The following is a 26,816-nucleotide window of genomic DNA, read 5'->3' as shown; positions in this document are numbered from 1 at the left end:
GAACGGGCGATTCGTCATAGGCCGAATCGTACATCCCGCCACGCAAAACGCCCGAGATTCTTGCCCAGCCTCGACGGGCAAATCAGTTGTGTGTTTTGCCTGATCATCGGGGTCATCAGTCCCGTCGGACGGCGGCCAAACGCCCGCGCGGAAGAACTCATTTGTTGAAACCCTTCAATGCGATCAGCCGCTCCGTCCGACAGGCCGCGCATTTTTCTGTTTCCAAAAATCGGAATTCATGCATTCTCCTCCCCGTCCCGTCCTCATGAGAGGGGCGCTTCGCGATCGTCACGAACGTGGAGGGCGGGATGCGGTGGGCGTGTCGCCTCGCAGCGTGACCTCGGTCATGCCGACGAACGAGACGGTGCGCACGGCGAAGTCGTGATGTCCTGACACCCCGACGCTGGTGTCAAGGTCTTGGGGCCCGACATGCTCCGACCGATGGTGGCCAGACAGCCGGCGCACCAGGGAGACCACGTATAAGCCGTCAAGCCATCGCGCGGGGAATGCCGGAGTGTCCGGCTGAACCTGTGGTGACTGCCGCCTGCTTTTTTTCTGCAGGCGGGCCATGGGTGAGGCCCTCACCCGGCATTCCCCGCGCCCTCTCGTGAATTTCGAGGGGCGATTCGATCCAACGCTCGGACGCGAAAGCGGGTGCGAGAACGACGATGCATGCCGAGTCATTGCGAGCGAAGCGACGCAATTGCTCTCGCAGGATCGCGGGGCTGCTTCGGAGGATTGCGCCTCGTAGCAACAAGACTGTGATGCGGTCTGCTAACTCAGTTCGTCATTCCAGGACAGCCGCGCACGCGGCTGGGCCCGGAATCCATACGCCCGATAGAGTTTGGATTCCGGGCTCAGCCCTGTGGGCTGCCCCGGAATGACGACGCGGAGAGATCTGGAGGGATGACGGAGATCGCAACAGGAGGACGTCGCCCCCTGCCCGGCTCAGTCGATGCGGGCGAGGACGGCGAGCTTGCGGATGCCCTTGTTCTTGTAGGCATCGAGGAACGCGTAGTAGTCGCGGAACGACACACAGCCGTTGGAATCGCCGTTTGGTCCGAGCATGAAGGTGTGCGCCAGCAGGCCGTTGCGGCCGTGGATGGCGTCCTCGCCGCCGATCGGATTGAGCCGCAGCGCCGGCACGCCATGGAACAGCGCCTCGCGCGGCTTCAGCTCGTAGATGTGCGGCGGCGTGACACCGCGCATCTTGATCTTCTCCGAGCTTGGCTTGTCGAGATTGTCGCCGAGGCCGGAATGCGCCTCGAGCTTGGTGCCGTCGGGCAGATACACCGCCTTGGCCGAGATGTCGTACACGGCCGTGCTCAGATCGTAAGGCGGACGGCCGCCACGGGTCGGATCCTTGGCGATCGACGCGGTGATGTTGGAGTCAGCCGAGGCATATGCCAGCAGGCCACCGTCCTGGCTCTCCGGCTTGCCCCAGAGCTTTTCCTGGATCGAGTGACGCTCGCCGGCGATCGACAGCACGGCCGCCTTGGCGCGCTCGGTCATCGCGCGCAGCGAGAAGCTGTTCTTCGGCGCATTCGCCTCGGCGGCCTGTGCCGGCGTGGTGGCCGGCTGCGCCTGCGGCTTGGAATTGGTGTTGGCCAGCGCCAGCTGCATCGGCGGCCGGGCGTCCTTCTTCGGCGCCTCGGCGACCCTGGGCGCCTCCGGCGCCTTCGGAGCTTCGAGCAGCTTGGGCGGCGCGGCCTCAGCGAGCCGGGGCAGCGGCGGGGCGCCGGCGGCGGCATTGGAGGCGACGCCCTGCGGCACGGCGGCGCCGAACCGGTCGTTGAACATCTGCGGCGTGATGGCGGCGACGGTGGTCACGGCCGGAGTTTCTGGAAATGCGGAGAAGGCGTCCCCCACGGCATCCGCAGCGTTCCGCGTCACAAGCCGCGGCGTCGGGCGCACGACGGGCTCGTCCTGCTCGATGCTGCCAAGGGTGGGATAAGCGTCGGCGGCGATGATCTTGGTGTAGACCGTCACGGCGCAGCCGCCGATCAGGCATGCGATCGCCGCGCCACCGATCAATTTATGAGAGAAAGCGACCAGGGAAGACTTCCTGCGGTTTCGTGCGGTCAACGCAGCTCGACTTTTACTCATTCACTCACGCCCGAACGAATACTCGAAAACTCTCACGCGATGCGTCACGGACACCCGCTTTGCATCTCGCAGAAGCACCAAGCTTCATTAAGGCGACTTTTAGTTAAATGCTGATTAAGTTTTGGCGGATTAAGGGCGGGTTAACCATGAAGGTCTGTTTTGCCGGCAAAGAGGGCGGAAACAGGGCAAAATTGCAGGCAGAAGCAATAATGCCGCACCGGGGCATTCCGGGGCGGCAGCATTCGACGGCCGCCGGAATCCGTAAAACATCGCAGGTCGCGTTAACGATTGGCCTCCAATACAGGGGGGCGGCCGATGATCTCTCGCTTCGGCAGATCAACCAGGTAAAAGTCCAAGTCGTGGGTCGTCAAAGGTCCCGGCCCGGCCGCTGCGAAACCGACGTTCCCGCTCCCCGCGCAAGTATTGAATACATAAAGCCGCGCGAGCACCGGTTGCCGAGGCGCAGCCGGCGGCCGAGCCGGAGCGCGGCGCACGGGCGCAGATCGCTCTCTACGGCGCCGGATGGCCACGGCTCTCCAGTCAGCCGCGACCACGGCCGGCCGATTGCGTCCGTAAGAGTCCGGATTTGGCGGCTTCTTTCGATTGGCGGCAGTATGGTAGCGGCCGATTCTTCGCATCACCCCGTCGGCATATCGTACCGCGTCCGCTCCTGCCGAGACGACACGAGAAGGACTTCCATGCAGATCCCCGACCGGAAGCTGGCCTTCGTCCTGGCCTCCAGCAACAACGGCACGATGATCGTCAACCGGCTGGACTACCGCATGGTCGATGCCAACAGAGGCTACGGCGTCGGCTACCAGATCCTGGAGACGGGAGCTTTCGATCCAAGCGAGGTGCAACTCGCGGTGCGCCTGCTCAACCTGCGCCGCAGGCACCATGGCGATGGCGCGGTCGCGATCGACTGCGGCGCCAACATCGGCGTCCATACCATCGAGTGGGCGAAGGCGATGACCGGCTGGGGCTCCGTGCTCTCGATCGAGGCGCAGGAGCGCATCTACTACGCGCTCGCCGGCAACATCGCGATCAACAACTGCTTCAACGCCATTGCCGTCCATGCTGCGGTGTCCTCGGAGCGCGGCGTGCTCGACATTCCCAGCCCGAACTATCTGACGCCGTCGAGCTTCGGCAGCCTCGAACTGCGCCAGCGGCCCAACACCGAGTTCATCGGTCAGGCCATCGACTACGCGAACAACACCGTCGAGGTACGCAAGCTGCCGCTGGACGATTTCAACCTGCCACGCTGCGATCTGATCAAGCTCGACGTCGAGGGCATGGAGATCGAGGCGCTCGAAGGGGCGGCGGCGACGATCGAGCGCTGCACGCCGATCATGCTGATCGAGAAGATCAAGACCGATGCCGAGCAGTTGCGGCAATGGCTCGAACGCCGCGGCTACAAGACCATCGACGCCGGCATCAACATGGTCGCGATCCATGGCCGGGACAGGACGCTGGCGGACGTCATCCCGCAGCAGGCCTGAGGCGCGCCTCAGCGCAGCAGCTCGGGCGGCGGCGTGCGATCGATGATCTCGCTCCTCGGCTGGCTGAGCGCATAGAAGGCGTAGGTTTCGATGGTCAGGGGTCCGCGCCTGCGTTCGGCCTCTCCGACCTTCTCGACCCGGGCGAAGGTGTTTTCGACGTAGAACCGCGTCGCGATCTGCGCCTCGTCGACGAGCAGCTGCGTGCCCGCGAGCTTGGCCGGATCAGGCTCGGGGAAATTGACCCAGCGAATGCGCTGGATCGGCTGCAGCACGCAGGTCCCGGGCGGCAGATAGAACGACAGCCAGGCGGTGGTCCCATAATCCATTGCGAGGACGCAGTTCGCGCCGGCGCGAGCGCGCGCCGCCTCGATCGCCGCCGCAAGCGGCTGCCAGCCGACGCCGACGCTGCGCACGGTGGCATCGCGCTTGTAGCCCGAGAGCCAGCCGGTGTTGGCCTGCACGATCAGGGCGACGAACATGACGATGCCGGCCGGCAGCGCCCAGCGCAGGCAGAAGGCGGCGGTGCGCCGCTCGCGCGGCTTCCAGGCGACGAGATGCGCGGCAGCAGCAGCGGCAACGACGAAGGCCGGATAGATCGGCGCGAACCAGTTGGCTTCGACCCGTGCATGCAGGGAGTGCCAGACGAAATAGACCACGATGACCCAGACCATCGCCTCGATCAGGACGCGCGACGCCGCCTCGCCTGCCCGGCGCCGCGCCAGGGCATAGAGGCCCATCACGCCGAGGATGAAGACGAGCGGGGTCGCGAAGGCGAACTGGGTCGGAACGATTTCGGCGATGTAGACGGGCCGGAAGTCCTCGACCTTGGCGCGGCCGAGCTGCTTGATGAACGACACCCATTGGTGATCGGCATTCCACAGGATCACCGGCGAGAAGATCACGAACGCCACGATGCCGCCGAGATAGGGCCAAGGCGAGGCCAGCCAATGCCGCAGCTTCGGCACCGCCACGAGCCAGATCAGGATCGCCGCGCCGAAGAACATCGCGGTGTATTTCGACAGCAGCGCCGCGCCCACGGCGGCACCGACGGCGAGCCACCACACGCCCCTGCCCGTCTCCAGGACCTTGGCGCAGAACAACAGCACGAAGCTCGACGCCACCAGCAGCGGCGCATCGGGCGTCACGATCAGCGTGCCCACCGCGGCCATCAGCGTGACGTTGAGCAGCAGCGCCGCGGTGGCCGCCACGCGCACGCTGCCGAACAGGATCTGCGCGGTGCGATAGACCGCGTAGCTCATCGGCAGGCCGAGCAGGACCGAGACCAGACGCACGCCGAGCTCGCTGTCGCCGGCGATCAGCGTGCCCAGGCGGATCACGACGGCGACCATCGGCGGATGGTCGTAGTAGCCGCCGGCCAGATGCTTCGACCACATCCAGTAATAGGCTTCGTCGAAGGTGATCGGCGTGACCGCTGCAGCGGCCAGCCTGAGCACGACGAGGCCCGCGATGGTCAGCCAGACGTTGCGGACCAGCCGGGCATCGTCGGCGCCTGCCGCAGAGGTCATCGCTTGCGCCAGACGAACAATCCGGAGATCGCGTAATTCCAGACCACGCCCATCAGCGCACCGGCGGCGCCCGCCAGCCACCAGATCGGCTCCTGGTCATAGACCGAGAAGGCGACGCCGACATTGGCGAGCAGGCCGACGGAGCAGACCAGGTAGAACGCGAGCAGGCCGCGCAGGATGGCAAAGCCCTTCAGCCGCTGGTCGCGATAGGTGAGGAAGTTGTTGAGGATGAAGTTCGAGGTCATCGCGACGAAGGCGCCGAGCGCCTGCGCCTCCGCGAACGGCAGGTCGAACGCGTTGAGACCGAGAAAGAGCGTGACGAGATGCACGACGAGGCCGGTGCCGCCGACCATGGCAAACAGCAGGAAGCGCAGCGACACCACGTCGTTGGTCATCTTGGCCAGCACGAGGCCGAGGAAGTCGAGCGCGACCATCGAGTCGAGCTTGCTTTCGCCATGCAGGCGCGAGCCGAACGTATAGGGCACCTCCAGGGTGCGCAGCCCACCTTCGGCGCTGGCGATGATGTCGAGCAGGATCTTGAAGCCCTGGGTCGAGAGCTTCGGCGCGATCTCCTCGAAGCGGTCGCGGCGGATCATGAAGAAGCCGCTCATGGGGTCGTTGACCTCGACCTTGAGCGCGCGGCGCGCGATCTCGGTAGCAAAGGCGCTGGCCCCTGCCCGCTTGCTGTCGAAGCTGGCCGCGCTGCCGCCTGCGATGTAGCGGCTGCCGACCACGAGCTCGGCAGCGCCGCTCTGCAACAGAGCCAGCATCTTGGGCAGCTGGGTCTCGTCATGCTGCAGATCGGCGTCGATCACGGCCGCATAGGGCGCGCTGGCGGCGAGGATGCCCTCGATGCAGGCGCCCGACAATCCACGGCGTCCGATGCGGCGGATGCCGCGGACCCGGTTGTCGTTGCGCGACAATTCGCGCACCACCTGCCAGGTGCCGTCAGGGGAGTTGTCGTCGACGAACACCACCTCCCACGGCACGTCCTTGAACGTCGCCTCCAGCCGCCGGTACAGCGTGGTGACATTGTCGCGCTCGTTGAAGGTCGGGACGACCACCGAAACGATCGGAATATCAGCGGTTTGCAGCGGCACTGGCGGGGCCGTTCGGATGGCTTCGTTCATGGTGCGGATGCGTATATCCGCCGCACCCCACCCTGCCAAGCGCGGCGGTCGGCCAACGGTGCAAAAAGCCCGGCATGTGGCGCTGCTGCGCAACGGGCCCAGAAGGCATGGCTCGAGGCCGCCCGGCCCAAAAACGACAACGACCACAAACAAAGGGTGCGCGTACATCCGGCGCAGCCACTCTGCCGTGGTCGTCTCGGTGCCGGAACCCTTGCGGAGCTCGACGTCACCGTCTGTACCCAAATGGGGTGCCCCGGACGGGATTCAAGGGGCGCCCAATTCCGTAGCCCAGATGAGCGCAGCGACATCCGGGTTCTCCGGTCCAGCTCGTCGGGTCCCGGATGTCGCTTACGCTCATCCGACTTCCTAGTTTGGAACCTCGCGCACGACGGGACCACGCACCGCCGGCGCGACCGGGACGGTCTGCACGGCCGTCGGAGGCACCTCGACCTTGGCCGGCTGCACCGGACGGGCCATCGGCCCCACAGGAACGTAATAGAACGCCGCCGCCAGCACGGCCGCCGCGACGATCGCGCCCAGCAGGCCGCCGACCGATTCCGCTTTCATGGTCACATCTCCCCTTCCCAGCCGTCCCCTCGATACACGAGGCTCAGCATGGCTGGAAGAGCGGCAACGCAACACCGCCGAAACTGGTCAGAAGCGCCGCAGTTGACTACTCTGCCGCAGGCTACCTCCCTCTCGCCAGCAACGGAACCTCCAGTGAGCAAAGCTCCTGCACGCGCTTCGCAATCCAAGAGCCAGATCTATATCGGCATCGGCGGCTGGACCTTCGCGCCCTGGCGCGGCGTGTTCTATCCGGACAAGCTGCCGCAATCGAAGGAGCTGGAATACGCCGCGTCCAAGCTGACCTCGATCGAGATCAACGGCACCTATTACGGCTCGCAGAAGCCGGAGAGCTTTCGCAAATGGGCGCGCGAGGTGCCGGACGGCTTCATCTTCTCGCTGAAGGGCCCGCGGTTCGCGACCAATCGCCGTGTGCTCGCCGAGGCCGGCGATTCCGTGAAGCGCTTCTACGACACCGGCGTGCTCGAGCTCGGCGACCGGCTCGGCCCGGTGCTGTGGCAGTTCGCGCCGACCAAGAAATTCGACGAGGCCGATTTCGGCAAGTTCCTGGAGCTGCTGCCGCGCGAGCTGGACGGCCGCAAGCTGCGCCATGTGGTCGAAGTGCGGCACGATAGCTTCTGCGTGCCCGGCTTCGTCGCGCTGCTGCGCGAATTCGCAACGCCGGTGGTGTTCGCGGAGCACGGCAAGTATCCGGCAATTGCCGACGTCGCCGCCGACTTCGTCTATGCGCGCTTGCAGAAGGGCAATGACGAGTTGAAGACCTGCTATCCGCCGAAGCAGCTCGATGCCTGGGCCAAGCGGCTGCAGCTCTGGGCCGCCGGTGACGAACCGGATGATTTGCCGCGGGTTGACGAGACGTCGCTGAAGAAGACGCCGCGCGACGTGTTCGCCTATGTCATCCACGAAGGCAAGGTGCGCGCGCCGGCGGGTGCAATGGAGCTCATCGAGCGCGTGAGCTGACCCAAGGAGGCGCATGATGGCCAAGAACATAATGGCCAAGAGCAAGACGCTGTTCACCATCGGCTATGAGCACACCCCGGCCAAGGCCGTGCTCGACGAGCTGCAATCGGCCGGCGTCAAGCTGCTGGTCGATGTCCGTGCCGTCGCCGCCTCGCGCCGGCCGGGCTTCTCCAAGAGCCAGCTCGCGGCCGGGCTCGACGAGCGCGGCATCGCCTACGTTCATCTGCGCGGGCTCGGCACGCCGAAGGAAGGCCGCGAGGCCGCCCGCAGCGGCCACTACGATACGCTGCATCGGATCTACAGCCAGCATCTGAAGACGCCGCAGGCAAAGGAGCAGATGGACGAATTGGCGTCACTGGTGAAGAGCGCCGGCCCGGTATGCCTGCTGTGCTACGAGCGCGACCACGCCCATTGTCACCGGCAATGGATCGCCGAGATCATCGAGGAACGCGACAAGGTCCGGATCGAGAATCTGGTCGCACCTCAGGTTTAGGCCGTTGCGCTCCGGCTGTTACTCCGCAGCGCAGCTGAAGGACGACGCCTGCTCGATGTCGCCGCTGACATATCTGGCAAATTTCGGCCACGGGCAAAGCGGCCGGGTCCGCTGCGGGCTCCAGTTCGACGGGACCTCCTTGTTGGCTGCATTCACCGTCGCCGTGATCGCCTCCGGCGCCTTGCCCTTCTCGACCCAGTCCATGAGCGCGCCCAGCGCATCGAACTTCTCCAGGGTGACGCCGCCGCCGCAATGGGTCTCGCCGGGCAGCGCAAACAGCCGCGCGAAACCATCGGCCTTGCCCTGCAGATTGGCGTTGAGCTTCTCGTACCAGCGGATGGTGTCGTTGACCGAGAACACCGGATCGGCCTGGCCGTGATAGATCAGCATCTTGCGCGCGCCGCCCTGGAAGGCCGGCAAGGTCGGATTGTCCACGGCGGGCGGCGTCATGAAATCCATCGCGGATTCCGTGAACGGTCCGTCCTTGGCGTAGATCTTCGGTGCGTCCTTGTCGAAGTCGTAGGTCTGTAATTTCTCGACCAGCTTGTCGGGCGAGCCCTCGATCTCGACCGGCGGAGTCGAGAAGATGTAGTTGAGTGAAGCCCCGCCCATGGTGGCAATGATCGGAAGGTTGTTCCAGGGCGCAACCGGGCTCTCGACCTTCCAGGCACGCCAGTTGCCGGTGCCGACGCCGCCATCGACCGGCCAATCCGAGTAGAGCGGCTCGCCCTTCGAATTGTGCGGACCGGAAAAGCTCTTCTTCAGCGCGTCGACCTTGGCGGCCGGAAGGCAGGCCTCCGTGGCCCCCGCCGCGCAGCGCAGGCTGTCGAAACTGAATGCCTTCTGGCAGGCCTTGAGGTTCGCCGTCAGTCCGTCCTTGGCGCCGTCGAGCCCGTCGCAAAGCTCGACGATCTTGGACGAGATCAGCTTGGCATCCTCGCGGGTGATCGATTTGCGGATGTCCGCGTCGGCCTTGGTCAGCGCCTGCACGTCCCAGGCGTGTTGCACGGCGGCGCGCGGCAGGTTGAAGCCGGGATTGCCCACCAGAAAGCCGTCATACTGCTCGGGCATGCGCTCGGCAGCCACCATGGTGTGGCGACCGCCATTGGAGCAGCCGGCAATGTAGGAATAATCCGGCTTCTTGCCGTAGTGCGCCGCAATGATCGCCTTGGCAATCGGCGCCAGGGTGATGTCGGCCGAATAGCCGTAATCACGCCGGGCCTGCGGATCGAGACCGAAGGCCGAACCGGCCGCAAGGCCGCGCGGCTTGTTGGCGGGATCGCTTCCGGAATGGCCGCTGTCGGACGACAGCACCGCGAAGCCGCGGGCGAGCGGCGTCACGCCGCCACTGACGAGACCATCGGCCTTGTCGCCAAGCGCCGGGACCACGACGCCGTCATTGCCACCATTGACCTGATGCAGGAAGCGGCCATTCCAAGTCTCCGGCAGGCGGATCTCGAACTGGATCGCATAGGCACGGCCGTCGACACCGGTCCGCTCATTGACCTTGCCGGAGAGGATGCAGTGGCGCGGCAGGCCATCCGCAGCCTCCTGAAGCTTCGATCCGGTCAGGGTCAGCCCGGAGACCTTCAGCGCCTCCGCGGTCACCTTGCTGCAGCCAGCATCCTCGGCCTGCGCAGAGCCGGCCGCGCCTACGAGCGCCAGCCCGGCCACAAGCGACATCCCGGTTCGGATCATGCATTCCCCCCTAATATTCTGTTCGTTGCGCGCAGTTAAGCGCGGGTTTCGGGCAATGTAAATTGCCCAGGTCGCGCAGCATCCGCGCACGGCCTATTGCAATTGCCACACCTCGAAGGGCCTGTCATAGCCCCGCACCGAAACCTCGCCGTGGAAGACGGCGTCTTGCGCCCCGTCTCCCGCCGCCTGCCGCACCTCGGAAGAGATCAGGAGCTGCGAATCGAACTCCTTGTTCAGCGCCTCCAGCCGCGAGGCGAAGTTCACGGTGTCGCCGATGACGGTGTACTCCTTGCGGCGTGGCGAGCCGATGCTGCCGGCGACGACCTCGCCGAGGTGAATGCCTATCCCGATCCGCAGCGGCCAGGACGACAAGGCATTCACGCGCTCCATCGCGATCACCATCTCGCGCGCCGCCAGGACCGCCTGCGCGGCGGCATCGCGCGATTCGAACGGCGCACCGAACAGCGCCAGAAAGCCGTCACCGAGGAACTTGTTGACGATGCCGCCATGCCGCTCGAGGATTTCGACGAGCACGGCGAATGCGCCGTCCAGACGATCCACGACCTCTTGCGGGGGCTTCGATCGCGCGGCGGCGGTGAAGCCACGGAAATCGACGAACATGACGGCAACCTCGCGGATGTCGCGCGCCTCTGCCGTGCCTTCCTTCATCAGACGCTCGACGACCTGCGGTGAGACGTGCTGGCCGAACAGATCGGTGACCCGATCGCGCGCCGATGCGGCCTCGATGCTCGCCGCAAACTGCCGGCGCAGCTGCACGCTGACGGCTCCCGCGAGCAGGCCGCACAGCAGGATGATGAAGCTGCGCTCACCATGATAATAGATCTCGGGATTCTGGCTCACGTCGATGGAGGGACGATCCACCAGCGCCACGATCAGCAATTCGGCCGCGGCCACCAGGCCGGTAAAGCTCGACAGCCAGAAATCGAGCCGAAGCGTCGAGAGAATGATGAAGATGAAATAGACCAGCGGCGCGCCGAAGCCGAGCGCCTTGTCGTGGCCGATGCCTTCGATCTGCAGCATGAGCACCAACGTGGGCAGCGACGTCTCGACCAGCGCGCTGACGTAGCGCCAGATCACAGGAACATCCCGGCCGAGGCGGATGTCCGCCTTGATCCTGAACAGGATGAGCGTCTCGAAGCCGATGAATGCAGCGATGATCGCGTAGACGTAGAGCACCCCCACCCGGCTCGGCCAGATCCACTCCGAGATCTTCGGCTGGAAGATCTCGACCAGCACAGAGATCACGAGAAACAACGCGGCGGTCGCGATCAGGGCCTTCACACGCAGCAACTCGGTGTTCAACGTCTGACGCATCAGCGCCAGGTCGAACGCCGCCGACGTTCCCGCCAACCTCTCGCCGGTCTCTAGCCCCCCAGAGATCGTCATCGTGCCCCAGCCGCCTCCATGCCCGGCCGGCATTGTGCCTCAATCGAGGGTGCGGCGGAAGCGGAAGACGGCGACCGTCATCGCAAACAGCATGAGGCCGACCAGGGCGATCGTATCATATTGCAGGTTCTGGAGCGTCGAGCCCTTGAGCATGATGGCGCGGACGATCCGAAGGTAATGCGTCAGCGGCAGACACTCGCCGAGGATCTGCGCCCATTGCGGCATGCCCAGGAAAGGGAACATGAAGCCGGACAGCAGGATGCTGGGCAGGAAGAACATCATCGACAGCTGCATCGCCTGCAGCTGGTTCTGCGCCAGGGTGGAGAACGTGTAGCCGATCGAGAGGTTGGTCGCGATGAACAGGGTCGAGAGCAGCGCCAGCAGCAGCAGGCTTCCCATGATCGGCACGCCGAACAGGAGCACGCCGATGCCGATGATGATCGTGGCCTGCAGGAATCCGACCATCACATAAGGGATGATCTTGCCGAGCATGACCTCGACCGGCTTGATCGGCATCGACAGCAGGCTCTCCATCGTGCCGCGCTCGATTTCCCGGGTCACCGACAGGGCGGTGAAGATCAGCATCGTCATGGTCAGGATGGTGCCGACCAGGCCCGGCACGATGTTGAGCCGCGACGACGCAGCCGGATTGTAGCGGGCGTGGGCCCTGATCTCGAACGGTGTCGTGACGGGATTGCCGGTGTAGAGATCGTGGGCGAGCGCGGTCTGCACGATCATGCCGAGCGAGGACAGCGCCGAGGACGCCGCCACCGGATCGGTGGCATCCGCGGCCACCAGCAGCGCCGGACGGTCGCCGCGACGCACCGCGCGCTCGAAGCCGCGCGGGATCTCGACGCCGAACAGCACCTTGCCGGACAGCAGGAGGTCGTCGAACTCGGCGACGCTGCTGACTTCGCGGGTGAAGCGAAAATAGGCGGTGTTCTCCATCGCCTTCAGGATCGATCGGCCGAGATCGCTGTCCTCCTGCAGCAGCACCGCCGCCGGCAGATGGTGCGGCGTGGTGTTGATGGCGTAGCCGAACAGCATCAGCTGCATCACCGGGATCATCACGATCATGGCGAACGACACCCGGTCGCGCCTGAGCTGAATGAACTCCTTGACCAGCATTGCATAGGTGCGGCGCCAGAAGCCGAACCACCGCTCGGGGGCGGAATGATCGAGCCTGCCCGGGGTGCTCATTGGAAATTGTCCCGCGAGCGGTTCATCAGGTCGATGAAGACGTCCTCGAGCGAGGGCGCTGCCTCCTCCCAGCGCAGATCAGCCTTGTCGCGCCAGGGCGCGATCGCGGCATCCAGCGCGCGGCGGTCGCGGCCGGACACGTGCAGGCTGGTGCCGAACGGCGCGATCATGTCCACCCCGGGCTTGCCGGCCAGCGAGGTGGTGAGCTCGCGCAGATCGGCGCCGCTCACCGTGTATGTGGTAAGCGCCGATTGCGCGATCACCTCGGAGACGGAGCCGTGCGCCAGCAGATGGCCATAAGCGATGTAGGCGATCTCATGACAACGTTCGGCCTCGTCCATGTAGTGGGTCGAGACCAGCACGGTCAGGCCTTCGCCGGCCAGCGCGTGAATCTCGTTCCAGAAGTCGCGCCGCGCCTTGGGGTCGACGCCGGCGGTGGGCTCGTCGAGCAGCAGCAATTGCGGGTTCGGCAGGGTGCAGGCACCGAGCGCGAGCCGCTGCTTCCAGCCGCCGGACAATTCGCCGGCGAGCTGGCGCTCGCGCCCTGCGAGGCCGAGCCGCCGCACCATGTCGCGCGCCGCACCTTGCGGATCGGCCATGCCGTAGAGCCTTGCGACGAACTCCAGATTCTCGCGCACCGACAGGTCCTGATACAGGCTGAAGCGCTGCGTCATGTAGCCGACGCGGCGCTTGATCTTGTCGGCATCGCGAAGGATGTCGAAGCCGAGACAGGTGCCCTCGCCGCCATCAGGCGTCAGCAGACCGCACAGCATGCGGATCGTCGTCGTCTTGCCTGAGCCGTTGGGCCCAAGGAAGCCGTAGATCGAGCCGCGCCTGACCTGCATCGACAGATCATGCACGACCTCGCGGCCGCCGAAGGACTTGGTCAGTCCCCGGACGTCGATCGCGATCTCGGCTGGCGCGGCGCCGGTCATTGCTTGTCCGCCACCGGAGTCTTGGGATGTGGATAGATGCTGACGGGCTGACCGACGCGGAGCGCATCCGGCCGCGAAGGTCGCGCCTGGATCAGGTAGACCAGCTTGTGGCGCTCATCGAGGCTGTAGATGACCGGCGGCGTATACTCCGCGGACGTCGCGAGGAAGTAGACCCGCGCGGTGAGGTCGGCGGCGCAATTGTCGCAGGTCACGCGGACCTCGTCGCCGACGGCGAACTTCGGCAGATCCGGCTCCGACACGTAGAATCGCAGCTTCATGTTGCCCGGAGGCATGATCGACAGCACCGGACGCTGCGCAGCGACCATCTCGCCCTCGCGGAAATAGATCTGCTGGATGGTGCCGGCGACGGGCGCCACGCCCTTGCGCCGCGCCAGCCGGGTCTGCGATGTCACCAGATGAGCCTCGGCGACGCGCAACGCCGAGACGGCCGAGTCCAGCGTCGCCTGCGTTCCCGCCCCGGTCTTGCTCAGGGCCGCCGCGCGATCATAGGTCTGCTGCGCATTGGCGAGCGTGGCCTTGGTCTGATTGAGATCGGCCTGCTGCAGGTCGTCATCCACCGAATAGAGCGGATCACCGACCTTGACCTCGTCCCCTTCATGCACGTTCAGCTTCGTGATCCGCCCCGCCTCGTCGGGGCTCACGAAGATCATGTCGGCCTCGACCCAGCCCTGATAGCCGGGATCGCGCGTGTCCTTGCAGCCGTTGAAGCTGAACGCCGTGACCAGCACGGCGAGGCAGTGCAGCAGGCTCATGTCGGCCTCCTCGGGCCAAAGATCAGATCGAGATGCGTCTGCAGCATCGCCTCCGCGTCGAGCGGCGCATGGCGCTCGAACAGGCTCTTCCAGAGCACCGCCACCATCATCGGTGCGATCATCAGCTGCGGATGTTGGACGAGCGTTGGCTCGCGGATCTCGCCGCGCGTGATCGCCAACTGGATCAGCGCACGCATCGCGGCGAGCCCGCGGGACACAACCTCTCGGTAGTAGAAGTCGGCAATCGCCGGGAAGCGCGGTCCTTCCGCGATGATGAGCCGGACGAGATCGCCACGGCGCGTGCCGGCGACCTCCTGGAGAAACATCTTCGCCAGGGCCTCGACCATGTCGCGAACCGAGCCGCCTGCCGGCAGCGGGGCCGCAAGACGGCCGACAAAAGGCACGATCGCGGTCCGGATCAATTCCTCGAACATCGATTCCTTGTCCTTGAAGTGCAGATAGATCGTGCCCTTGGCGACGCCGGCGCGCTTGGCGATGTCGTCGAGCCGGGTCGCCGCAAAGCCCCGGGCGATGAACTCATCCATCGCGGCCTGCACGATCGCGGTGCGCCGCTCGGCCGCTCGATCGGCCCGGCGCGAGGGGGCGGCTCCCGTTTCCGTTGGCCTGCCCGCCTGAGCCTCGCCTCGGCGCAATTTCGTTGGTTCCATCATGGGATGATATATGACTGACTAGTCAGTCAATGTAAAGAGGTTTCACGAGAGCTGGTTCGGGAGGGCCCTCCCAAGCGACGGCTCGGACGTTCGAGACAGTCAACCGGACGGGGTCAGACACAGGGCCTGATGTAGGGCCGATTGATCTCCCAAAGCTCGTCCAGAAGCTGGCGTGCGGCAGCAGCCGAATTCACGACGGGATCGATCAGCAGCGCCTGCAGCGCGATCTCCTTGGATGCCGTCATGGCCGCCTGCACCGCCAGCTGCTGCACCTGCACCTGGATCGACATCAGCTTCGCCACAGCATCGGGAAGTGGGCCCAGAGAGACCGGATGGATGCCGACGCGATCCGCCACCACGGGCACCTCGACGGCCGCGTCGGCAGCAAGGTTGGGGATGACGTGACGGTTATGCACGACCCCGGACTCGATGACCTGCCTGCGGTCGTGCAGCACCGAGCCGATCACGGCGATGGCACGCTCTCCGGAGGGCATTCGCCACCAATCCGGCATCTCGGCACGACCGGACAGGACCTCATCGATCTGCCGGATCAGCTTGGCCCGCTCCGCCTCGTCCCACGCAAAGTCGTAACCGCCCTCGCCCGCCTCCCAGCCATAGGCGAGATACTCGCCGACGTGACTGTCACCGCAGCCGAGCCAGACCCCGAAGTCGCGCAGCAGCGCGCGCGTCAACGGCGCGACCTTGGCGTCGTGACTCCGCTCCATCTCGCGAAGCTGCGGATAGAGATCCTCGCCGGTCTCGCGGTCCCGGACCTGCGTCAGGCATTGGAAATGGTTCAGCCCGGCGCCCCAAACTTCGACGCGTTCCTCGGCCAGTCCCAGGATGGACGCCACCTGGCTGCGCGCGATGAAGATGCCGTGGCAGAGGCCGATATGTTTGAGGCGGCTGTGACGCCCCAGCGCAAGGATGATGCGGCTCTCGGGATTGGAGAAATTGATGAACAGCGCATCCGGGCAGCGCAGCTCCATCTCGCGCACGAAATCGAAGACGACCGGCAGGGTGCGCAGCGTGAAGAACAAGGCGCCCGGCCCGCCATTCTCGCCCAGCGTATGCCGGATGCCGTATTTGCGCGGCACCTCGAAATCGAGCTTCCAGAGCCGGTTGCGGTCGATCGCGGTGGCATGGATCACAAAGCCGGCGCCGTCGAGAGCCGCTCGCCAATCCGTCGTCGCCTCGATCCTGAGCCCAGCGCCGGACATCTCGTTCAGCAGCCTGGCCAATCGCTCCGATCGGGCCAGCCGGGTCGGGTCGCGCCCGACCAGGACCAGCGTCGAGCCGGCCAGATCATGCGTCGAGAACAGGTCCCGAAACACGCTGAGACCGAACGAGGCGCTGCTCGCGCCGAGGAAGACGATCTTGGTGACGGCGGTCATCGGCAATTTGTGCCAGCGCCGCGCGTCAGCATCCTGATCCAGATCAAATCACCGCCTCGTCTTGCGGGGCGGCGCCTCAATGAGGGCCGACGTATCAGTTGAAGTCGAGCACCACACGACCGTCGATCTTGCCGGCCTTCATGCGGTCGAAGATCGTGTTGATCTCCGACAGCGGCGCCGTCGTCACCTCGGCCGTCACCTTGCCTTCGGCGGCAAAGGCGATCGCCTCGTCGAGGTCGCGCCTGGTACCGACGATCGAGCCACGGACGGTGATGCGCTTCAGCACGACATCGAAGATCGGCGTCGGGAATTCACCCGGCGGCAGGCCCACGAGGCTGACCGTGCCCTTGCGGCGGACCATGTGCAGCGCCTGCGCGAAAGCCGGCGTGGACACCGCCGTGACCAGCACGCCATGAGCGCCTCCACCGGTGATGGCGATCACCCGCTCCACGGCATCCTTGTCGAGCGCGTTGACCGCATGCTCGGCCCCCGCCTCCAGCGCGAGCTTCAGCTTGTCCTCGGCGATGTCGAGGCCGATCGGCTTCAGCCCCATCGCTTTTGCATACTGGATCGCAACGTGACCAAGGCCGCCGACGCCGGAGATCACCACCCACTCGCCCGGACGCGTGTCGGTTTCCTTGAGGCCCTTGTAGGTCGTCACGCCTGCGCAGAGGATCGGAGCGATCTTGGCGAAGTTCACATTGGCCGGCAGGCGCGCGGCGAATGCCGCAGAGGCGATCACATATTCCGCGAAGCCGCCGTTCACGCTGTAGCCGGTGTTGTGCTGATGCTCGCACAAGGTTTCCCAACCGGTCTCGCAATATTCGCAGCGCAGGCAGGCATCATGCAGCCACGCCACGCCAACGGCATCGCCGACCTTGAAGTCGGTGACGCCGGCCCCGAGCGCGGCGACGATGCCCGCGGCCTCATGCCCGGGGATGAAGGGCGGCACGGGTTTCACCGGCCAGTCTCCGGAGGCGGCGTGAAGGTCCGTGTGACAAACGCCGCAGGCCTTCAATTTGACGAGGAGCTCGCCTGGACCCGGCACGGGAACCGGAACATCCTCGATGACGAGCGGCTTGCCGAAGGCTTTGACGATTGCGGCTTTCATGGTCTGCATCTGTCTGCTCCTCATGTTGAGGCGCAAACTAACGACGCTGAACGGTGTCGGTCTTGATCGGTGTCAAATAAGAGTGCTGCTTTGATGCGCAGCATGTAACAGTTTCATGACAGCTGCAAAGTCGACGCATCCCTCGATATCATGCGTGAAGCTTCAACCCGTCGACGACCTTGTCGACCACCTTGCGCTCTGCACGAAACGCCAAACCCACCAGATTGAGATCGGCGCGCGCCACAGCCCTTACCGCCTCACGGTTGGCCTCGTCATGCGTGGTCTTGAACATGTCCTCGGTGTAGAGCGCCGGCTTCACATCGCGCGACAACGCACGATCCAACGCACGTGCCAAGGCTGCGTTGTCCGGTGCACCGTAGATCAGGATCGGCTGGCCGATCAGCGCGTGATAGCTCGTCGCGGAGCCATCCTCGTAGGGCGCGCCGATGCACTCGGGGAACGCGGCCGCAATGCCGCTGGCAAGGAATGCCGCGACGTTGAGCTTCTGCCAGGCTTCGAGATCGTTGCGGATGATCAGCGCGATCTTGGTGTCGAATTGCATGTCACGTCCAATTCCAAAAATGCGGACGCCCAGAATAGCCGAGCTACTCCGGGCGTGAAGCGTTGATTGAAACTGAAGCGTGCGGGAACCGGGCGCGCTACGCAGCCGTAAAGGGCCATCAGCCCTTGGCGTCGCACACCCAGGCGCGGATGACGCATTCCTTGCCACCATATTTGTAGCACTCCCGGGTGGCGTCGTTGAGCGAGGCCGAGATCTTCGGCCTGACGGCGTAGCCGTGGGCGCCGCACGGATTCGCCAGATCGACCGCGAATGCGGCGCACGCCTTCTTCATCGTCACGGCCGTGCACTCACCCTTGCACTGCTTGAGCGCCGCCGCCTTGGCGAGATGCTCCGCCGGATAATCGAAAGCCTGACCGTAGGCGGCGCATTGGCCGATGGCGAAGGCTCCGGCGGCATGCGCCGGGCTGATGGCGCCGTCACTCGCCACACGCGCAGCGCCGACGATCACGGTCAAGCCAAATGCAAACAGCGCGAGACGACGCGCAGCGGTCGAAATGATCACTTTTTCCTCCCCCGAGGCCCAATACGGCAAATCTAGCCGGGGGTCGTTGAAACTTGGTGAATGGGAGGTTGAGGTGCGGGTTCTGACCGGCGTCATACCGGGGCATTCGCGCACAAGCGCGAATGAGCCCGGAATCCATAACCACAGGACGATGTCGTGAGGCGAGATGCTCACGACCAGCGTGCCTCACACGGCTTGCTGGGGGTATGGATTCCGGGCTCGCGCTCTGCGCGCCCCGGAATGACGAGGTGAGAGTCCCGCAGACGGCAAAGATCAGACCCGCCGCGCGGCCTCGAGCGCCTGCGGCGTGTCGATGTCGAGAAAGGCACTGTCGCCGTCGACGGGCACCTCGGCGACGGCCTCGGTGTGCTTGGCGATCAAATGCCGGGCGCCGACGTCACCGTCGAGCGTCATCAACTCGGCGAAGAAGCGGCGCGACCACAGGACGGGATTGCCGCGGCGCCCCTCGGACACGGGGACGACGATCAAATTGCCGCGATCGGGCGCAAAGGCGGCGATCAGGCGGTCAAGGAGATCCGACGACACCAGAGGCATGTCGCCCAGGCACACGACCGCACCATCGACGCCCTCGGGCACCGCGGCAATGCCTGATTTCACCGAGCCGGCAAGCCCGCCGGCAAAGTCGGGATTGCGGATGAAGCGGACGTCGAGGTCGGACAGCGCGTTCTCGACCAATTCGGCCTGATGGCCGGTCACGACGATCACCTCGCAGGCCCGGGAGGCCAGCGCCTGCTCGGTCACGATCCGCACCAGCTTCTTGCCGTCGAGCTCGGCCAGCAGCTTGTTCGGTCCGCCCATGCGGGTCGAGCGTCCCGCGGCGAGCACCACTGCGGCCACCTTGCGTTCGTCCACGGCCGCCTCCGGCTTGGCGCGCGGCTGCGGCCGCGTCACGATCTCCATCAGCAGGCCGCCGACACCCATCGCCGTGAGCTCGGCGCGTGTCACCTTGATGCCGGCCAGCAGCCGCATCAGCACCCAGTCGAAACCGTTCTCGGCCGGCGAGCGTGCGCAGCCGGGAGCGCCCAGCACGGGCACGCCGCCGGCGCTGCCGATCAACAGCAGATTGCCGGGGTCGACCGGCATGCCGAAATGCTCGATCGCACCGCCGATGCCGGTGATGGCGGCGGGGATGACGTCACGGCGGTCGGCGATGGCGGAGGCACCGAACACGATCACGAGCTCGGCCCCGAGCGCCAGCAGCTCGTTGATTGCGGCGGCCAGCGCGGCCTGCTCATGCGGCACGCGGCGCTCGGCGATGATGCCCGCGCCCGCCGGCGCCAGGCGCTCTGCGGTCACCCGCAGCGTCTTGTCGATCACCTTGGGTGCGAGACCCGGCAACATGGTCGAGACCACGCCGACGCGCTTGACGACATAGGGCGCAATGCTGAGCGCCCCCTTGCCGGCCGCAGCCACGGCCGCATCGCGCAGGCGGCCCTCGACGCCGAACGGGATCAGCTTGACGGTGCCGACCATCTCGCCTTCGACCACCGGCTTGAAAGCCGGCAGGGTCGCAAACGTGATGGCCTCGTCGACGCCATTGATGCGCTCGACGGCGGCACGGTCGATCATCAGCACGCCGGGCTGCGCCGCGAACAGATTGGCGCGCCCGGTGAAGGCGCGATCGACATGGATACCCTCGCCCGCCACGACCTTGGCAACATCGGCGGCGGCTTCATCCTCCGAGACGTCGCCGGCCTCGAGCCGGACCACGACGATCTCGTTGACGCCTTGCCCGACCAGCGCCTCGACCTCGGCGGGACCGATCAGCGTGCCCTTCTTGAGCACCAATGATCCCTTGCGCAGGGTGTGAACGGTCACCCCGCCGATCGCCTCGGCCGGACTGGCAGGACCGAACTTCATGCCGCCTGCTCTTTCTCCTTGGCCGGCAGCCGCAATGTCGCGGTGATCTGCGCCATGATGGAAACGGCGATCTCCGAGGGCGACACCGCGCCGATGGCGAGCCCGATCGGCGCGTGGATGCGCGCGATGTCGGCATCAGTCGCCCCCTGCGCGCGCAGGCGGTCGCCGCGCTTGGCGTGGGTCTTCCGCGAGCCCAGCGCGCCGATATAGAAGCAGTCGCGCGAGAAGGCGTGCAGCAGCGCCGGATCGTCGATCTTCGGATCATGCGTCAGCGCGACGAAGGCCGTGTAGTGATCGACGTTGAGCGGCGGCAGCGCCACGTCGGGCCATTCGGCGATCAGCGGCACGTCGGGGAAGCGCTCGGGGCTTGCAAAGGCGGTGCGCGGATCGACGACGGTGACGTCGTAGCCGAGCGACCTGGCGATCGGCGCCAAGGCCTGGCTGATATGGACGGCGCCGATGATGACGAGCTTGGCCGTCGGCGCGTAGACGTTCAGGAACAGCCGCTTACCGGCGGCTTCAACCATGCCGCTCTTGCCCATGCGCAGATGCTTGGCGAGCTCGTCCGCCAGGGAATCGGTGGCAATCGCCGCAGCCTTGACCAGGCGCTGCTCGCCGGAGGCGACGTCGGTCACGAGAATCGCCGGACGGCGCGCGGCGCGCTCGGCATTGAGCTCGGCCAGTGTGCGAAGGTCCATGCCTCAGCCCACCTTCTCGACGAATACGCGGATGGTGCCGCCGCAGGACAGGCCGACATTCCAGGCGGTCTCGTCGGCGACGCCGAACTCCAGCATCTTCGACTGGCCGCTGGAGATCACGTCGAGCGCCTCGGTGACCACGGCGCCCTCGACGCAGCCGCCGGACACCGAGCCCAAGAACGTGCCCTCGTCATTGATCACGAGGTTGGAGCCGACCGGCCGCGGCGCCGAGCCCCAGGTCTCGACCACTGTGGCGAGCGCCACGCCGTGGCCGCCCTTGTGCCAGTCCTCGGCGGCCTTGAGGATGTCTTCGTCGCGGTCGAGCATGGCAATCTCCTTCGGACTGATCAGGCGGCGGGCCGGATCGCGCTGCGGCTATGCGGCGGCAGCGGCGCCGACAGCGCCGAGATCAGGGCCTCGATCGAGGTCAAGTTATGTACCGGGCGGAATTCGTCAACGTGGGGCAGCATGGTTTTGATGCCCTGCGCCTTGGCCTCGAAGCCGGAATAGCGCAGCAGCGGGTTCAGCCAGATCAGCCGCCGGCACGAGCGGTGCAGCCGGTCCATCTCGAAGGCGAGCTTGCTGTCGGCCTCGCGCTCCAGCCCGTCGGAGATCAAAAGCACGATGGCGCCCTGCCCGAGCACGCGCCGCGCCCATTGCTTGTTGAAGGTCTCCAGCGACGTCGCGATCCGCGTGCCGCCGGCCCAGTCCTCGACATTGGCCGAGCAGCTCGCCAGCGCCTCGTCCGGGTCGCGCTGCCGCAGCGCGCGGGTGACATTGGTCAGCCGGGTGCCGAACAGGAACACCGACACGCGCTTGCGGGCATCGGTGATGGCATGCAGGAAATGCAGGAACAGCCGGGTGTACTCGCTCATCGAGCCGGAGATGTCGAGCAGCGCCACGATCGGCGCCGGCTTCTCGATTCTCCCGAGACGATGGAAGTTGATGATCTCGCCCTCGGTGCGCAGCGCCTGGCGCAAGGTCTTGCGCATGTCGATGCGGTGGCCGCGCGGATCTGTGGTGTGGCGGCGGGTCTTCAGCTCGGCCTGCGGCAGCCGCATCTTGGCGATGGCGCGCGCGACCTCGGCGATCTCCGCCGCGCTCATCTGCGCAAAGTCCTTCTTCTGCAGCACCTCGCGGTCGGACACCGACAGCCGCAGATCCTGCTCCTGCGCCTTCGGCTCCTCATGCATCTGCGGCTGCGACATCGCCTCCTGGACGCGGCGCGAGGCCGGCGGCGGCTTCTTCTTGGCGTGATCCGGCAACGGCACCGAATCGAGCATCGACTTCCATTCCTCGGCCGGGCGGAAGAACAGGTCGAAGGCCTGGGCGAAAATCAGCGCGTGCTCGTGGCGCTTGACAAAGATCGATTCCAGCGTGGTGAAGACATCGGGCCGCTTGCCGATGTCGATGACCTCGAGCGCGGTCATGGCGTCGATGACGGCGCCCGGTCCCACGGGCAGACCAGCGGCCCGCAGCGCACGCGCAAAGCCCGCAATGTTATCGGCGATGCCGCCGGTCGGCGGCGCGAGGTGATTGATGCTGGTGGGCATGGCCTGATCCCCTCGTCAGTTCAGACGCGCCTCAAACCGAGGTCGTCATTCCGGGACATGCGAAGCATGGGCCCGGAATCCATAACCACGATCGTGAGTATGGATTCCGGGCTCGCCCTCCGGGCGCCCCGGAATGACGAGCTTTATTGTTGCACGACCTCGGCTCACGTCTCGCTGGTCGCGTCCTTGATCACCTTGTTCAGCGCATCGCCCTGCATGCGGGCGATGTCGTCCTGATACTTCAGCAGCGCACCCAGCGTGTCGCCGACGACTTCGGCATTCAGCGAGCGCGCATCGAGCTCGGTCAGAGCCGTCGCCCAGTCCAACGTCTCGGCGACTCCCGGCGATTTGTAGAAGTCCTGGTTGCGCAACGCCTGCACGAAACGCACGATCTGCTGCGACAGCCGCTGCGAGATGCCGGGCAGACGCGTCTTGACGATCGCGAGCTCGCGCTCGGCGGAGGGATAGTCGACCCAGTGATACAGGCAGCGCCGCTTCAGCGCGTCGTGGATCTCGCGGGTGCGGTTCGACGTGATGATGACGATCGGCGGATGTGGCGCCTTGACGGTGCCGAACTCGGGGATCGTGACCTGGAAGTCGGAGAGGATCTCGAGCAGATAGGCCTCGAACGCCTCGTCGGCGCGATCGAGTTCGTCGATCAGAAGCACCGGGCTCCCTGCAACATCCGGCTCCAGCGCCTGCAGCAGCGGGCGCTTGATCAGATAGCGATCGGCGAAGATGTCGGAGGTGAGCTGATCGCGGTCGACGTCGCCACCGGCTTCCGCGAGCCGGATCGCGATCATCTGCGCCGCCGAATTCCACTCGTAGACGGCGGACGCGACGTCGAGACCCTCGTAGCATTGCAGCCGGATCAGCTTGCGGCCGAGCGCGGCCGACAGGACTTTGGCAATCTCGGTCTTGCCGACGCCCGCCTCGCCTTCGAGGAACAGCGGCCGGCCCATGCGCAGCGACAGAAAGGTCACCGTCGCCAGCGATCGCTCGGCCAGATAGCCGCGCGAGGACAACAGTTCGAGCATCGCATCGACGGATGCTGGCAGGGCCGGAGCACTCATGGCGAGACTGCTTCCTTCGACGTCACGACGCCGGAGCTTCGGGCTCGGCGGCTTCCGACGAGGCCGTCGAGGCCTTGGCCTCGGCATTGGCGGCATCGACCGCGCGGCGCGCCAGCACGCCGATCAGGTGGGCGCGATATTCGGCGCTGCCGTGAATGTCGCTGTTGAGGCCTTCGGCCGAGACGGGAATGCCTTCCAACACCTTCGGCGAAAAGCGCTTCTGCAGCGCTTCCTCGAAGGCGGTGACGCGGAACACGCCGTTGCCGCCGGCGCCGGTGACGGCGACGCGCACGTCGGAGGGACGGCGCGCGACGAACACGCCGACCAGGGCGTAGCGCGAAGCCTGGTTGCGGAACTTGACGTAAGCCGCCTTCTTCGCCAGCGGGAAGCTCACCTTGGTGATGATCTCATCCGGCTCCAGCGCGGTCGTGAACAGGCCTTGGAAGAACTCCTCGGCCTTCAGCTTGCGCTTGTTGGTGACGATGGTGGCGCCGAGCGCGAGGCACGCCGCCGGATAGTCCGCGGTCGGATCGTTGTTGGCGATCGAGCCGCCGATGGTGCCGCGATGGCGCACCGCGGGGTCGCCGATCAGGCCGGCGAGATGCGCCAGCGCCGGGATCGCCTCGCCGACGGTGGCGGAGTTCGCGACATCAGCATGGCGCGCCATGGCGCCGATCACCAGGTTGCGGCCCTTGACCTCGATCGTGTCGAGCCCCTCGACATGCGAGAGATCGACCAGATGCGGCGGGCTGGCGAGCCGCTGCTTCATGACCGGGACCAGCGTGTGGCCGCCGGCGACCAGCTTGGCGTCCTCGTTCTTGGTGAGGAGATTCGCGGCCTGGCGCACGGTGGCCGGCCGGTGATATTTGAATTCGTACATGGGGGAATGTCCTGTCGCGGCGGGCGGCTGAGGCGGGGTCCGGCTGTTAGGCGAGGTCCGATTTGGCCATCGCCTTGGCGCCGGCGGCAATGGACTGCACGATGTTCTGATAGCCGGTGCAGCGGCAGAGGTTGCCTTCGAGCTCCTCGCGAATCGTCTCCTCGCTGAGCTCGTGGCCCTTGCGGTGGACGAGGTCGACCGCGGTCATGATCATGCCCGGCGTGCAGAAGCCGCACTGCAGACCATGGTGCTCGCGGAAGGCCTCCTGCATCGGATGCAGCGGCGCGCCATCGGCAGCGAGCCCCTCGATCGTGCGGACCTCGTGACCGTCGGCCATCACCGCGAGCGTCGTGCAGGACTTCACCGCCTTGCCGTCGAGATGCACGACGCAGGCGCCACACTGCGAGGTGTCGCATCCGACATGGGTGCCGGTGAGGCGCAGATTCTCGCGCAGGAACTGCACCAGCAGCGTCCGCGGGTCGACGTTCGCCGTGACGGGATTACCGTTCACAATCATGGAAATCTTGGCCATTCAGGACTCTCTATATTCCGCGCACAGCGTTGCACTGCAGCGCAGCCCAGCAAAAATCGGTCGAAAACCATCATATTGACGCTCTCCGCGACGGGCAACCTCGCCCCGGACAGCGCATGGGTCGATTGCGGTCAGCCTTGAACGGCCTTGGCGAAGTTCGCGAAGAATTCATCGGCGAGCTTTTTGGCCGCGCCATTGATCAGGCGCTGGCCGAGCTGCGCCAGCTTGCCGCCGATCTGGGCGTCGACATTGTAGCTCAGCAGCGTGCCGCCATCCTTCTCGGCCAGCCCGACGACGGCGCCGCCCTTGGCGAATCCGGCGACACCGCCCTCGCCCTCGCCGGAGATCTTGTAGCCGTTCGGCGGATCGAGATCGCTCAGGGTGACCTTGCCCTTGAAGCGCGCGGAGACCGGTCCGACCTTCATCTTGGCGACGGCACGGAAGCCGCCGTCCTCGGTGCGCTCCAGCTCCTCGCAGCCGGGGATGCAGGCCTTGAGCACGTCAGGATCGTTCAGCTTGGCCCAGACGGCCTCACGCGGAGCCGCCAGCTGGACCTCGCCCGTCATCGTCATTGCCATGAGCATCTCCCCCCGATTGGCGCGGTTAGAGGCATTCAAGTAAAGCACCGAACGCCTAAAAGGAAGGGCAAGCAGCGCCGTCAAGCGTTGCAGAAACGCGGGAGCACCGCAGCATTCCGGGTCTCCTGGCCGGCGGGTTTTGATTGGCAGACGGCGCCCGCAATGGTTAGTTCGCCATCAAATCTGCACGATTCCTCCGGCGTTGACCGCCGCCTGCGACAAGGATTGCGCCCATGCCGATGATCGACGCCGACGGCTGTCTGTTGAACGTCACCGTCGAGGGCCGCGACGGCGGGCCGACCCTGATGCTGTCGAACTCGCTTGGCTCCACCCTGCAAATGTGGGAGCCGCAGATGCGGAGCTTCACGCAGGTTTTCCGTGTGGTCCGCTATGACCGGCGCGGCCATGGCAAGTCGACGGTCGCCCCCGGCCCCTACTCCATCGAGCGATTCGGCCGCGATGCGCTGGCGATTCTCGACGACCTCAACATCGAGAAGGTGCACTGGTGCGGGGTCTCGATGGGCGGCATGGTCGGGCAATGGCTCGCGGCGCATGCCCCCGAGCGGGTCGGCAAGCTCGTGCTCGCCAACACCACCTGCTACTACCCGGATCCGGCCATCTGGGACGCCCGCATCAAGGCGGTTCAGGACAATGGACTCGCGGGCATCGCGGACACGGTCATCGCCGGCTGGCTGACGCAGGAGTTCCGCGATGCCAATCCGGACGTGGCCGATCGCATGAAGGCAATGCTGGCGGCGACGCCTGTCGAGGGCTATCTCGCCTGCTGCGCGGCACTGCGCGCGCTTGACCTGCGCGAGGACCTGCCCGCCATCAAGAGCCCCGTTCTCGTCGTCGCAGGCCGCTATGACAAATCGACACCGATCGCGATGGCTGAAGCGATTCGCAGCCGGATCCCCGGGGCCAGCATGACCATCGTCGATGCCGCACACATCTCGAACGTCGAAGCCGCGGGCCAGTTCAATGACGCCGTGCTGGGCTTCCTGACCCAGCGCTGAGTGCATCCGCGCTTCGGGATAGGCGCCCCCTG

General features: G+C 65.8%; 26 protein-coding genes. 4 read left to right on the top strand and 22 right to left on the bottom strand.

Features of this window, described 5'->3' with window-relative positions:
• Nucleotides 1-948: 948 nt before the first annotated feature.
• Nucleotides 949-2,106, bottom strand: coding sequence for a tlde1 domain-containing protein (locus QX108_RS22660; RefSeq protein WP_315719431.1), 1,158 nt, complete (start codon nucleotides 2,104-2,106; stop codon nucleotides 949-951).
• A gap of 698 nt (nucleotides 2,107-2,804) precedes the next feature.
• Here QX108_RS22660 and QX108_RS22655 point away from each other — a divergent pair.
• A complete protein-coding gene (locus QX108_RS22655; RefSeq protein WP_315719430.1) occupies nucleotides 2,805-3,605 on the top strand; it encodes an FkbM family methyltransferase in 801 nt (266 codons plus the stop codon).
• Between the two features lie 8 nt (nucleotides 3,606-3,613).
• On the opposite strand, the gene QX108_RS22650 is transcribed toward QX108_RS22655, so the two are convergent.
• From QX108_RS22650 to QX108_RS22640, 3 genes are all read right to left on the bottom strand, one after another.
• Complete coding sequence (locus QX108_RS22650; RefSeq protein ID WP_315787319.1) at nucleotides 3,614-5,131, bottom strand: glycosyltransferase family 39 protein; 1,518 nt, start codon at nucleotides 5,129-5,131, stop codon at nucleotides 3,614-3,616.
• Nucleotides 5,128-6,261: a glycosyltransferase family 2 protein gene (locus tag QX108_RS22645; RefSeq protein WP_315719428.1), complete on the bottom strand. Its 1,134-nt coding sequence runs from the start codon at nucleotides 6,259-6,261 to the stop codon at nucleotides 5,128-5,130. Before QX108_RS22645 ends, QX108_RS22650 begins: the two co-directional genes overlap by 4 nt.
• A gap of 366 nt (nucleotides 6,262-6,627) precedes the next feature.
• A complete protein-coding gene (locus tag QX108_RS22640) occupies nucleotides 6,628-6,828 on the bottom strand; it encodes a hypothetical protein (RefSeq protein WP_315719427.1) in 201 nt (66 codons plus the stop codon).
• Nucleotides 6,829-6,981: 153 nt separating this feature from the next.
• On the opposite strand from QX108_RS22640, the gene QX108_RS22635 reads away from it, so the two are divergent.
• Both QX108_RS22635 and QX108_RS22630 read left to right on the top strand, forming a co-directional pair.
• A complete protein-coding gene (locus QX108_RS22635) occupies nucleotides 6,982-7,806 on the top strand; it encodes a DUF72 domain-containing protein (RefSeq protein ID WP_315719426.1) in 825 nt (274 codons plus the stop codon).
• A 31-nt stretch (nucleotides 7,807-7,837) separates the two neighbouring features.
• Nucleotides 7,838-8,299, top strand: coding sequence for a DUF488 domain-containing protein (locus tag QX108_RS22630; protein ID WP_315726096.1), 462 nt, complete (start codon nucleotides 7,838-7,840; stop codon nucleotides 8,297-8,299).
• A gap of 18 nt (nucleotides 8,300-8,317) precedes the next feature.
• Here the strand turns inward: QX108_RS22630 and QX108_RS22625 are convergent, their stop codons facing one another.
• From QX108_RS22625 to QX108_RS22540, 18 genes are all read right to left on the bottom strand, one after another.
• Nucleotides 8,318-9,997 carry a tannase/feruloyl esterase family alpha/beta hydrolase gene (locus QX108_RS22625; RefSeq protein WP_315787322.1) on the bottom strand — a complete coding sequence of 560 codons (1,680 nt, stop codon included), beginning with the start codon at nucleotides 9,995-9,997 and terminating at the stop codon, nucleotides 8,318-8,320.
• Between the two features lie 93 nt (nucleotides 9,998-10,090).
• A complete protein-coding gene (locus tag QX108_RS22620; protein WP_315787324.1) occupies nucleotides 10,091-11,404 on the bottom strand; it encodes an adenylate/guanylate cyclase domain-containing protein in 1,314 nt (437 codons plus the stop codon).
• Between the two features lie 39 nt (nucleotides 11,405-11,443).
• Nucleotides 11,444-12,604, bottom strand: a complete 1,161-nt coding sequence (locus QX108_RS22615; protein ID WP_315787326.1) for an ABC transporter permease — start codon at nucleotides 12,602-12,604, stop codon at nucleotides 11,444-11,446.
• Nucleotides 12,601-13,539, bottom strand: coding sequence for an ABC transporter ATP-binding protein (locus QX108_RS22610; protein ID WP_315787329.1), 939 nt, complete (start codon nucleotides 13,537-13,539; stop codon nucleotides 12,601-12,603). The genes QX108_RS22615 and QX108_RS22610 overlap by 4 nt, the downstream gene beginning before the upstream one ends.
• Entirely contained in the window at nucleotides 13,536-14,312 is a 777-nt protein-coding gene (locus QX108_RS22605) for an efflux RND transporter periplasmic adaptor subunit (protein WP_315787331.1), read from the bottom strand. The genes QX108_RS22610 and QX108_RS22605 overlap by 4 nt, the downstream gene beginning before the upstream one ends.
• Nucleotides 14,309-14,980: a TetR/AcrR family transcriptional regulator gene (locus QX108_RS22600; RefSeq protein ID WP_315787334.1), complete on the bottom strand. Its 672-nt coding sequence runs from the start codon at nucleotides 14,978-14,980 to the stop codon at nucleotides 14,309-14,311. The genes QX108_RS22605 and QX108_RS22600 overlap by 4 nt, the downstream gene beginning before the upstream one ends.
• 116 nt (nucleotides 14,981-15,096) lie before the next feature.
• Nucleotides 15,097-16,377, bottom strand: coding sequence for an alpha-glucosidase/alpha-galactosidase (locus tag QX108_RS22595; protein ID WP_315787336.1), 1,281 nt, complete (start codon nucleotides 16,375-16,377; stop codon nucleotides 15,097-15,099).
• A 94-nt stretch (nucleotides 16,378-16,471) separates the two neighbouring features.
• On the bottom strand, nucleotides 16,472-17,497 hold the full coding sequence (gene adhP / locus QX108_RS22590) for an alcohol dehydrogenase AdhP (RefSeq protein WP_315719417.1): 1,026 nt from the start codon (nucleotides 17,495-17,497) through the stop codon (nucleotides 16,472-16,474).
• A gap of 139 nt (nucleotides 17,498-17,636) precedes the next feature.
• The gene (locus QX108_RS22585) at nucleotides 17,637-18,050 is read right to left on the bottom strand and encodes a DUF2000 family protein (protein ID WP_315787339.1); all 414 of its coding nucleotides are present in this window, start codon (nucleotides 18,048-18,050) and stop codon (nucleotides 17,637-17,639) included.
• Between the two features lie 118 nt (nucleotides 18,051-18,168).
• Nucleotides 18,169-18,573, bottom strand: a complete 405-nt coding sequence (locus tag QX108_RS22580; RefSeq protein WP_315719415.1) for a DUF4189 domain-containing protein — start codon at nucleotides 18,571-18,573, stop codon at nucleotides 18,169-18,171.
• Between the two features lie 273 nt (nucleotides 18,574-18,846).
• The gene (locus QX108_RS22575; protein WP_315787341.1) at nucleotides 18,847-20,454 is read right to left on the bottom strand and encodes a molybdopterin-binding/glycosyltransferase family 2 protein; all 1,608 of its coding nucleotides are present in this window, start codon (nucleotides 20,452-20,454) and stop codon (nucleotides 18,847-18,849) included.
• The gene (locus QX108_RS22570; RefSeq protein ID WP_315719413.1) at nucleotides 20,451-21,152 is read right to left on the bottom strand and encodes an XdhC family protein; all 702 of its coding nucleotides are present in this window, start codon (nucleotides 21,150-21,152) and stop codon (nucleotides 20,451-20,453) included. The genes QX108_RS22575 and QX108_RS22570 overlap by 4 nt, the downstream gene beginning before the upstream one ends.
• Nucleotides 21,153-21,155: 3 nt before the next feature.
• Nucleotides 21,156-21,479, bottom strand: coding sequence for an XdhC family protein (locus tag QX108_RS22565; RefSeq protein WP_315787343.1), 324 nt, complete (start codon nucleotides 21,477-21,479; stop codon nucleotides 21,156-21,158).
• 20 nt (nucleotides 21,480-21,499) lie between these two features.
• Complete coding sequence (locus tag QX108_RS22560) at nucleotides 21,500-22,705, bottom strand: VWA domain-containing protein (protein WP_315719411.1); 1,206 nt, start codon at nucleotides 22,703-22,705, stop codon at nucleotides 21,500-21,502.
• A gap of 164 nt (nucleotides 22,706-22,869) precedes the next feature.
• Nucleotides 22,870-23,778, bottom strand: coding sequence for a MoxR family ATPase (locus tag QX108_RS22555; protein WP_315719410.1), 909 nt, complete (start codon nucleotides 23,776-23,778; stop codon nucleotides 22,870-22,872).
• Nucleotides 23,779-23,800: 22 nt separating this feature from the next.
• Complete coding sequence (locus QX108_RS22550; RefSeq protein ID WP_315719409.1) at nucleotides 23,801-24,658, bottom strand: xanthine dehydrogenase family protein subunit M; 858 nt, start codon at nucleotides 24,656-24,658, stop codon at nucleotides 23,801-23,803.
• A 46-nt stretch (nucleotides 24,659-24,704) separates the two neighbouring features.
• Nucleotides 24,705-25,190 (bottom strand): (2Fe-2S)-binding protein, encoded by a 486-nt coding sequence (locus QX108_RS22545; RefSeq protein WP_006612357.1) that lies wholly within the window; start codon nucleotides 25,188-25,190, stop codon nucleotides 24,705-24,707.
• A gap of 131 nt (nucleotides 25,191-25,321) precedes the next feature.
• Entirely contained in the window at nucleotides 25,322-25,768 is a 447-nt protein-coding gene (locus QX108_RS22540; RefSeq protein ID WP_315787347.1) for a carbon monoxide dehydrogenase subunit G, read from the bottom strand.
• A gap of 233 nt (nucleotides 25,769-26,001) precedes the next feature.
• On the opposite strand from QX108_RS22540, the gene pcaD reads away from it, so the two are divergent.
• A complete protein-coding gene (gene pcaD / locus QX108_RS22535; RefSeq protein ID WP_315787349.1) occupies nucleotides 26,002-26,784 on the top strand; it encodes a 3-oxoadipate enol-lactonase in 783 nt (260 codons plus the stop codon).
• Nucleotides 26,785-26,816 lie beyond the last annotated feature (32 nt).

The organism is Bradyrhizobium sp. SZCCHNR1002 (assembly GCF_032381435.1).
Taxonomy (GTDB): domain Bacteria; phylum Pseudomonadota; class Alphaproteobacteria; order Rhizobiales; family Xanthobacteraceae; genus Bradyrhizobium; species Bradyrhizobium aeschynomenes.
Note: the sequence above shows the minus strand (reverse complement) of the source record. Positions and strands in the feature narration are given on the sequence as shown.

What these genes read in the sequence shown, in the direction of transcription:
- QX108_RS22660 (WP_315719431.1), bottom strand. Translation starts at nt 2,106, where the DNA reads ATGAGTAAAAGTCGAGCTGCGTTGACCGCACGAAACCGCAGGAAGTCT.
- QX108_RS22655 (WP_315719430.1), top strand. Translation starts at nt 2,805, where the DNA reads ATGCAGATCCCCGACCGGAAGCTGGCCTTCGTCCTGGCCTCCAGCAAC.
- QX108_RS22650 (WP_315787319.1), bottom strand. Translation starts at nt 5,131, where the DNA reads ATGACCTCTGCGGCAGGCGCCGACGATGCCCGGCTGGTCCGCAACGTC.
- QX108_RS22645 (WP_315719428.1), bottom strand. Translation starts at nt 6,261, where the DNA reads ATGAACGAAGCCATCCGAACGGCCCCGCCAGTGCCGCTGCAAACCGCT.
- QX108_RS22640 (WP_315719427.1), bottom strand. Translation starts at nt 6,828, where the DNA reads ATGAAAGCGGAATCGGTCGGCGGCCTGCTGGGCGCGATCGTCGCGGCG.
- QX108_RS22630 (WP_315726096.1), top strand. Translation starts at nt 7,838, where the DNA reads ATGGCCAAGAGCAAGACGCTGTTCACCATCGGCTATGAGCACACCCCG.
- QX108_RS22625 (WP_315787322.1), bottom strand. Translation starts at nt 9,997, where the DNA reads ATGATCCGAACCGGGATGTCGCTTGTGGCCGGGCTGGCGCTCGTAGGC.
- QX108_RS22620 (WP_315787324.1), bottom strand. Translation starts at nt 11,404, where the DNA reads ATGACGATCTCTGGGGGGCTAGAGACCGGCGAGAGGTTGGCGGGAACG.
- QX108_RS22615 (WP_315787326.1), bottom strand. Translation starts at nt 12,604, where the DNA reads ATGAGCACCCCGGGCAGGCTCGATCATTCCGCCCCCGAGCGGTGGTTC.
- QX108_RS22610 (WP_315787329.1), bottom strand. Translation starts at nt 13,539, where the DNA reads ATGACCGGCGCCGCGCCAGCCGAGATCGCGATCGACGTCCGGGGACTG.
- QX108_RS22605 (WP_315787331.1), bottom strand. Translation starts at nt 14,312, where the DNA reads ATGAGCCTGCTGCACTGCCTCGCCGTGCTGGTCACGGCGTTCAGCTTC.
- QX108_RS22600 (WP_315787334.1), bottom strand. Translation starts at nt 14,980, where the DNA reads ATGGAACCAACGAAATTGCGCCGAGGCGAGGCTCAGGCGGGCAGGCCA.
- QX108_RS22595 (WP_315787336.1), bottom strand. Translation starts at nt 16,377, where the DNA reads ATGACCGCCGTCACCAAGATCGTCTTCCTCGGCGCGAGCAGCGCCTCG.
- adhP (WP_315719417.1), bottom strand. Translation starts at nt 17,497, where the DNA reads ATGCAGACCATGAAAGCCGCAATCGTCAAAGCCTTCGGCAAGCCGCTC.
- QX108_RS22585 (WP_315787339.1), bottom strand. Translation starts at nt 18,050, where the DNA reads ATGCAATTCGACACCAAGATCGCGCTGATCATCCGCAACGATCTCGAA.
- QX108_RS22575 (WP_315787341.1), bottom strand. Translation starts at nt 20,454, where the DNA reads ATGAAGTTCGGTCCTGCCAGTCCGGCCGAGGCGATCGGCGGGGTGACC.
- QX108_RS22570 (WP_315719413.1), bottom strand. Translation starts at nt 21,152, where the DNA reads ATGGACCTTCGCACACTGGCCGAGCTCAATGCCGAGCGCGCCGCGCGC.
- QX108_RS22565 (WP_315787343.1), bottom strand. Translation starts at nt 21,479, where the DNA reads ATGCTCGACCGCGACGAAGACATCCTCAAGGCCGCCGAGGACTGGCAC.
- QX108_RS22560 (WP_315719411.1), bottom strand. Translation starts at nt 22,705, where the DNA reads ATGCCCACCAGCATCAATCACCTCGCGCCGCCGACCGGCGGCATCGCC.
- QX108_RS22555 (WP_315719410.1), bottom strand. Translation starts at nt 23,778, where the DNA reads ATGAGTGCTCCGGCCCTGCCAGCATCCGTCGATGCGATGCTCGAACTG.
- QX108_RS22550 (WP_315719409.1), bottom strand. Translation starts at nt 24,658, where the DNA reads ATGTACGAATTCAAATATCACCGGCCGGCCACCGTGCGCCAGGCCGCG.
- QX108_RS22545 (WP_006612357.1), bottom strand. Translation starts at nt 25,190, where the DNA reads ATGGCCAAGATTTCCATGATTGTGAACGGTAATCCCGTCACGGCGAAC.
- QX108_RS22540 (WP_315787347.1), bottom strand. Translation starts at nt 25,768, where the DNA reads ATGGCAATGACGATGACGGGCGAGGTCCAGCTGGCGGCTCCGCGTGAG.
- pcaD (WP_315787349.1), top strand. Translation starts at nt 26,002, where the DNA reads ATGCCGATGATCGACGCCGACGGCTGTCTGTTGAACGTCACCGTCGAG.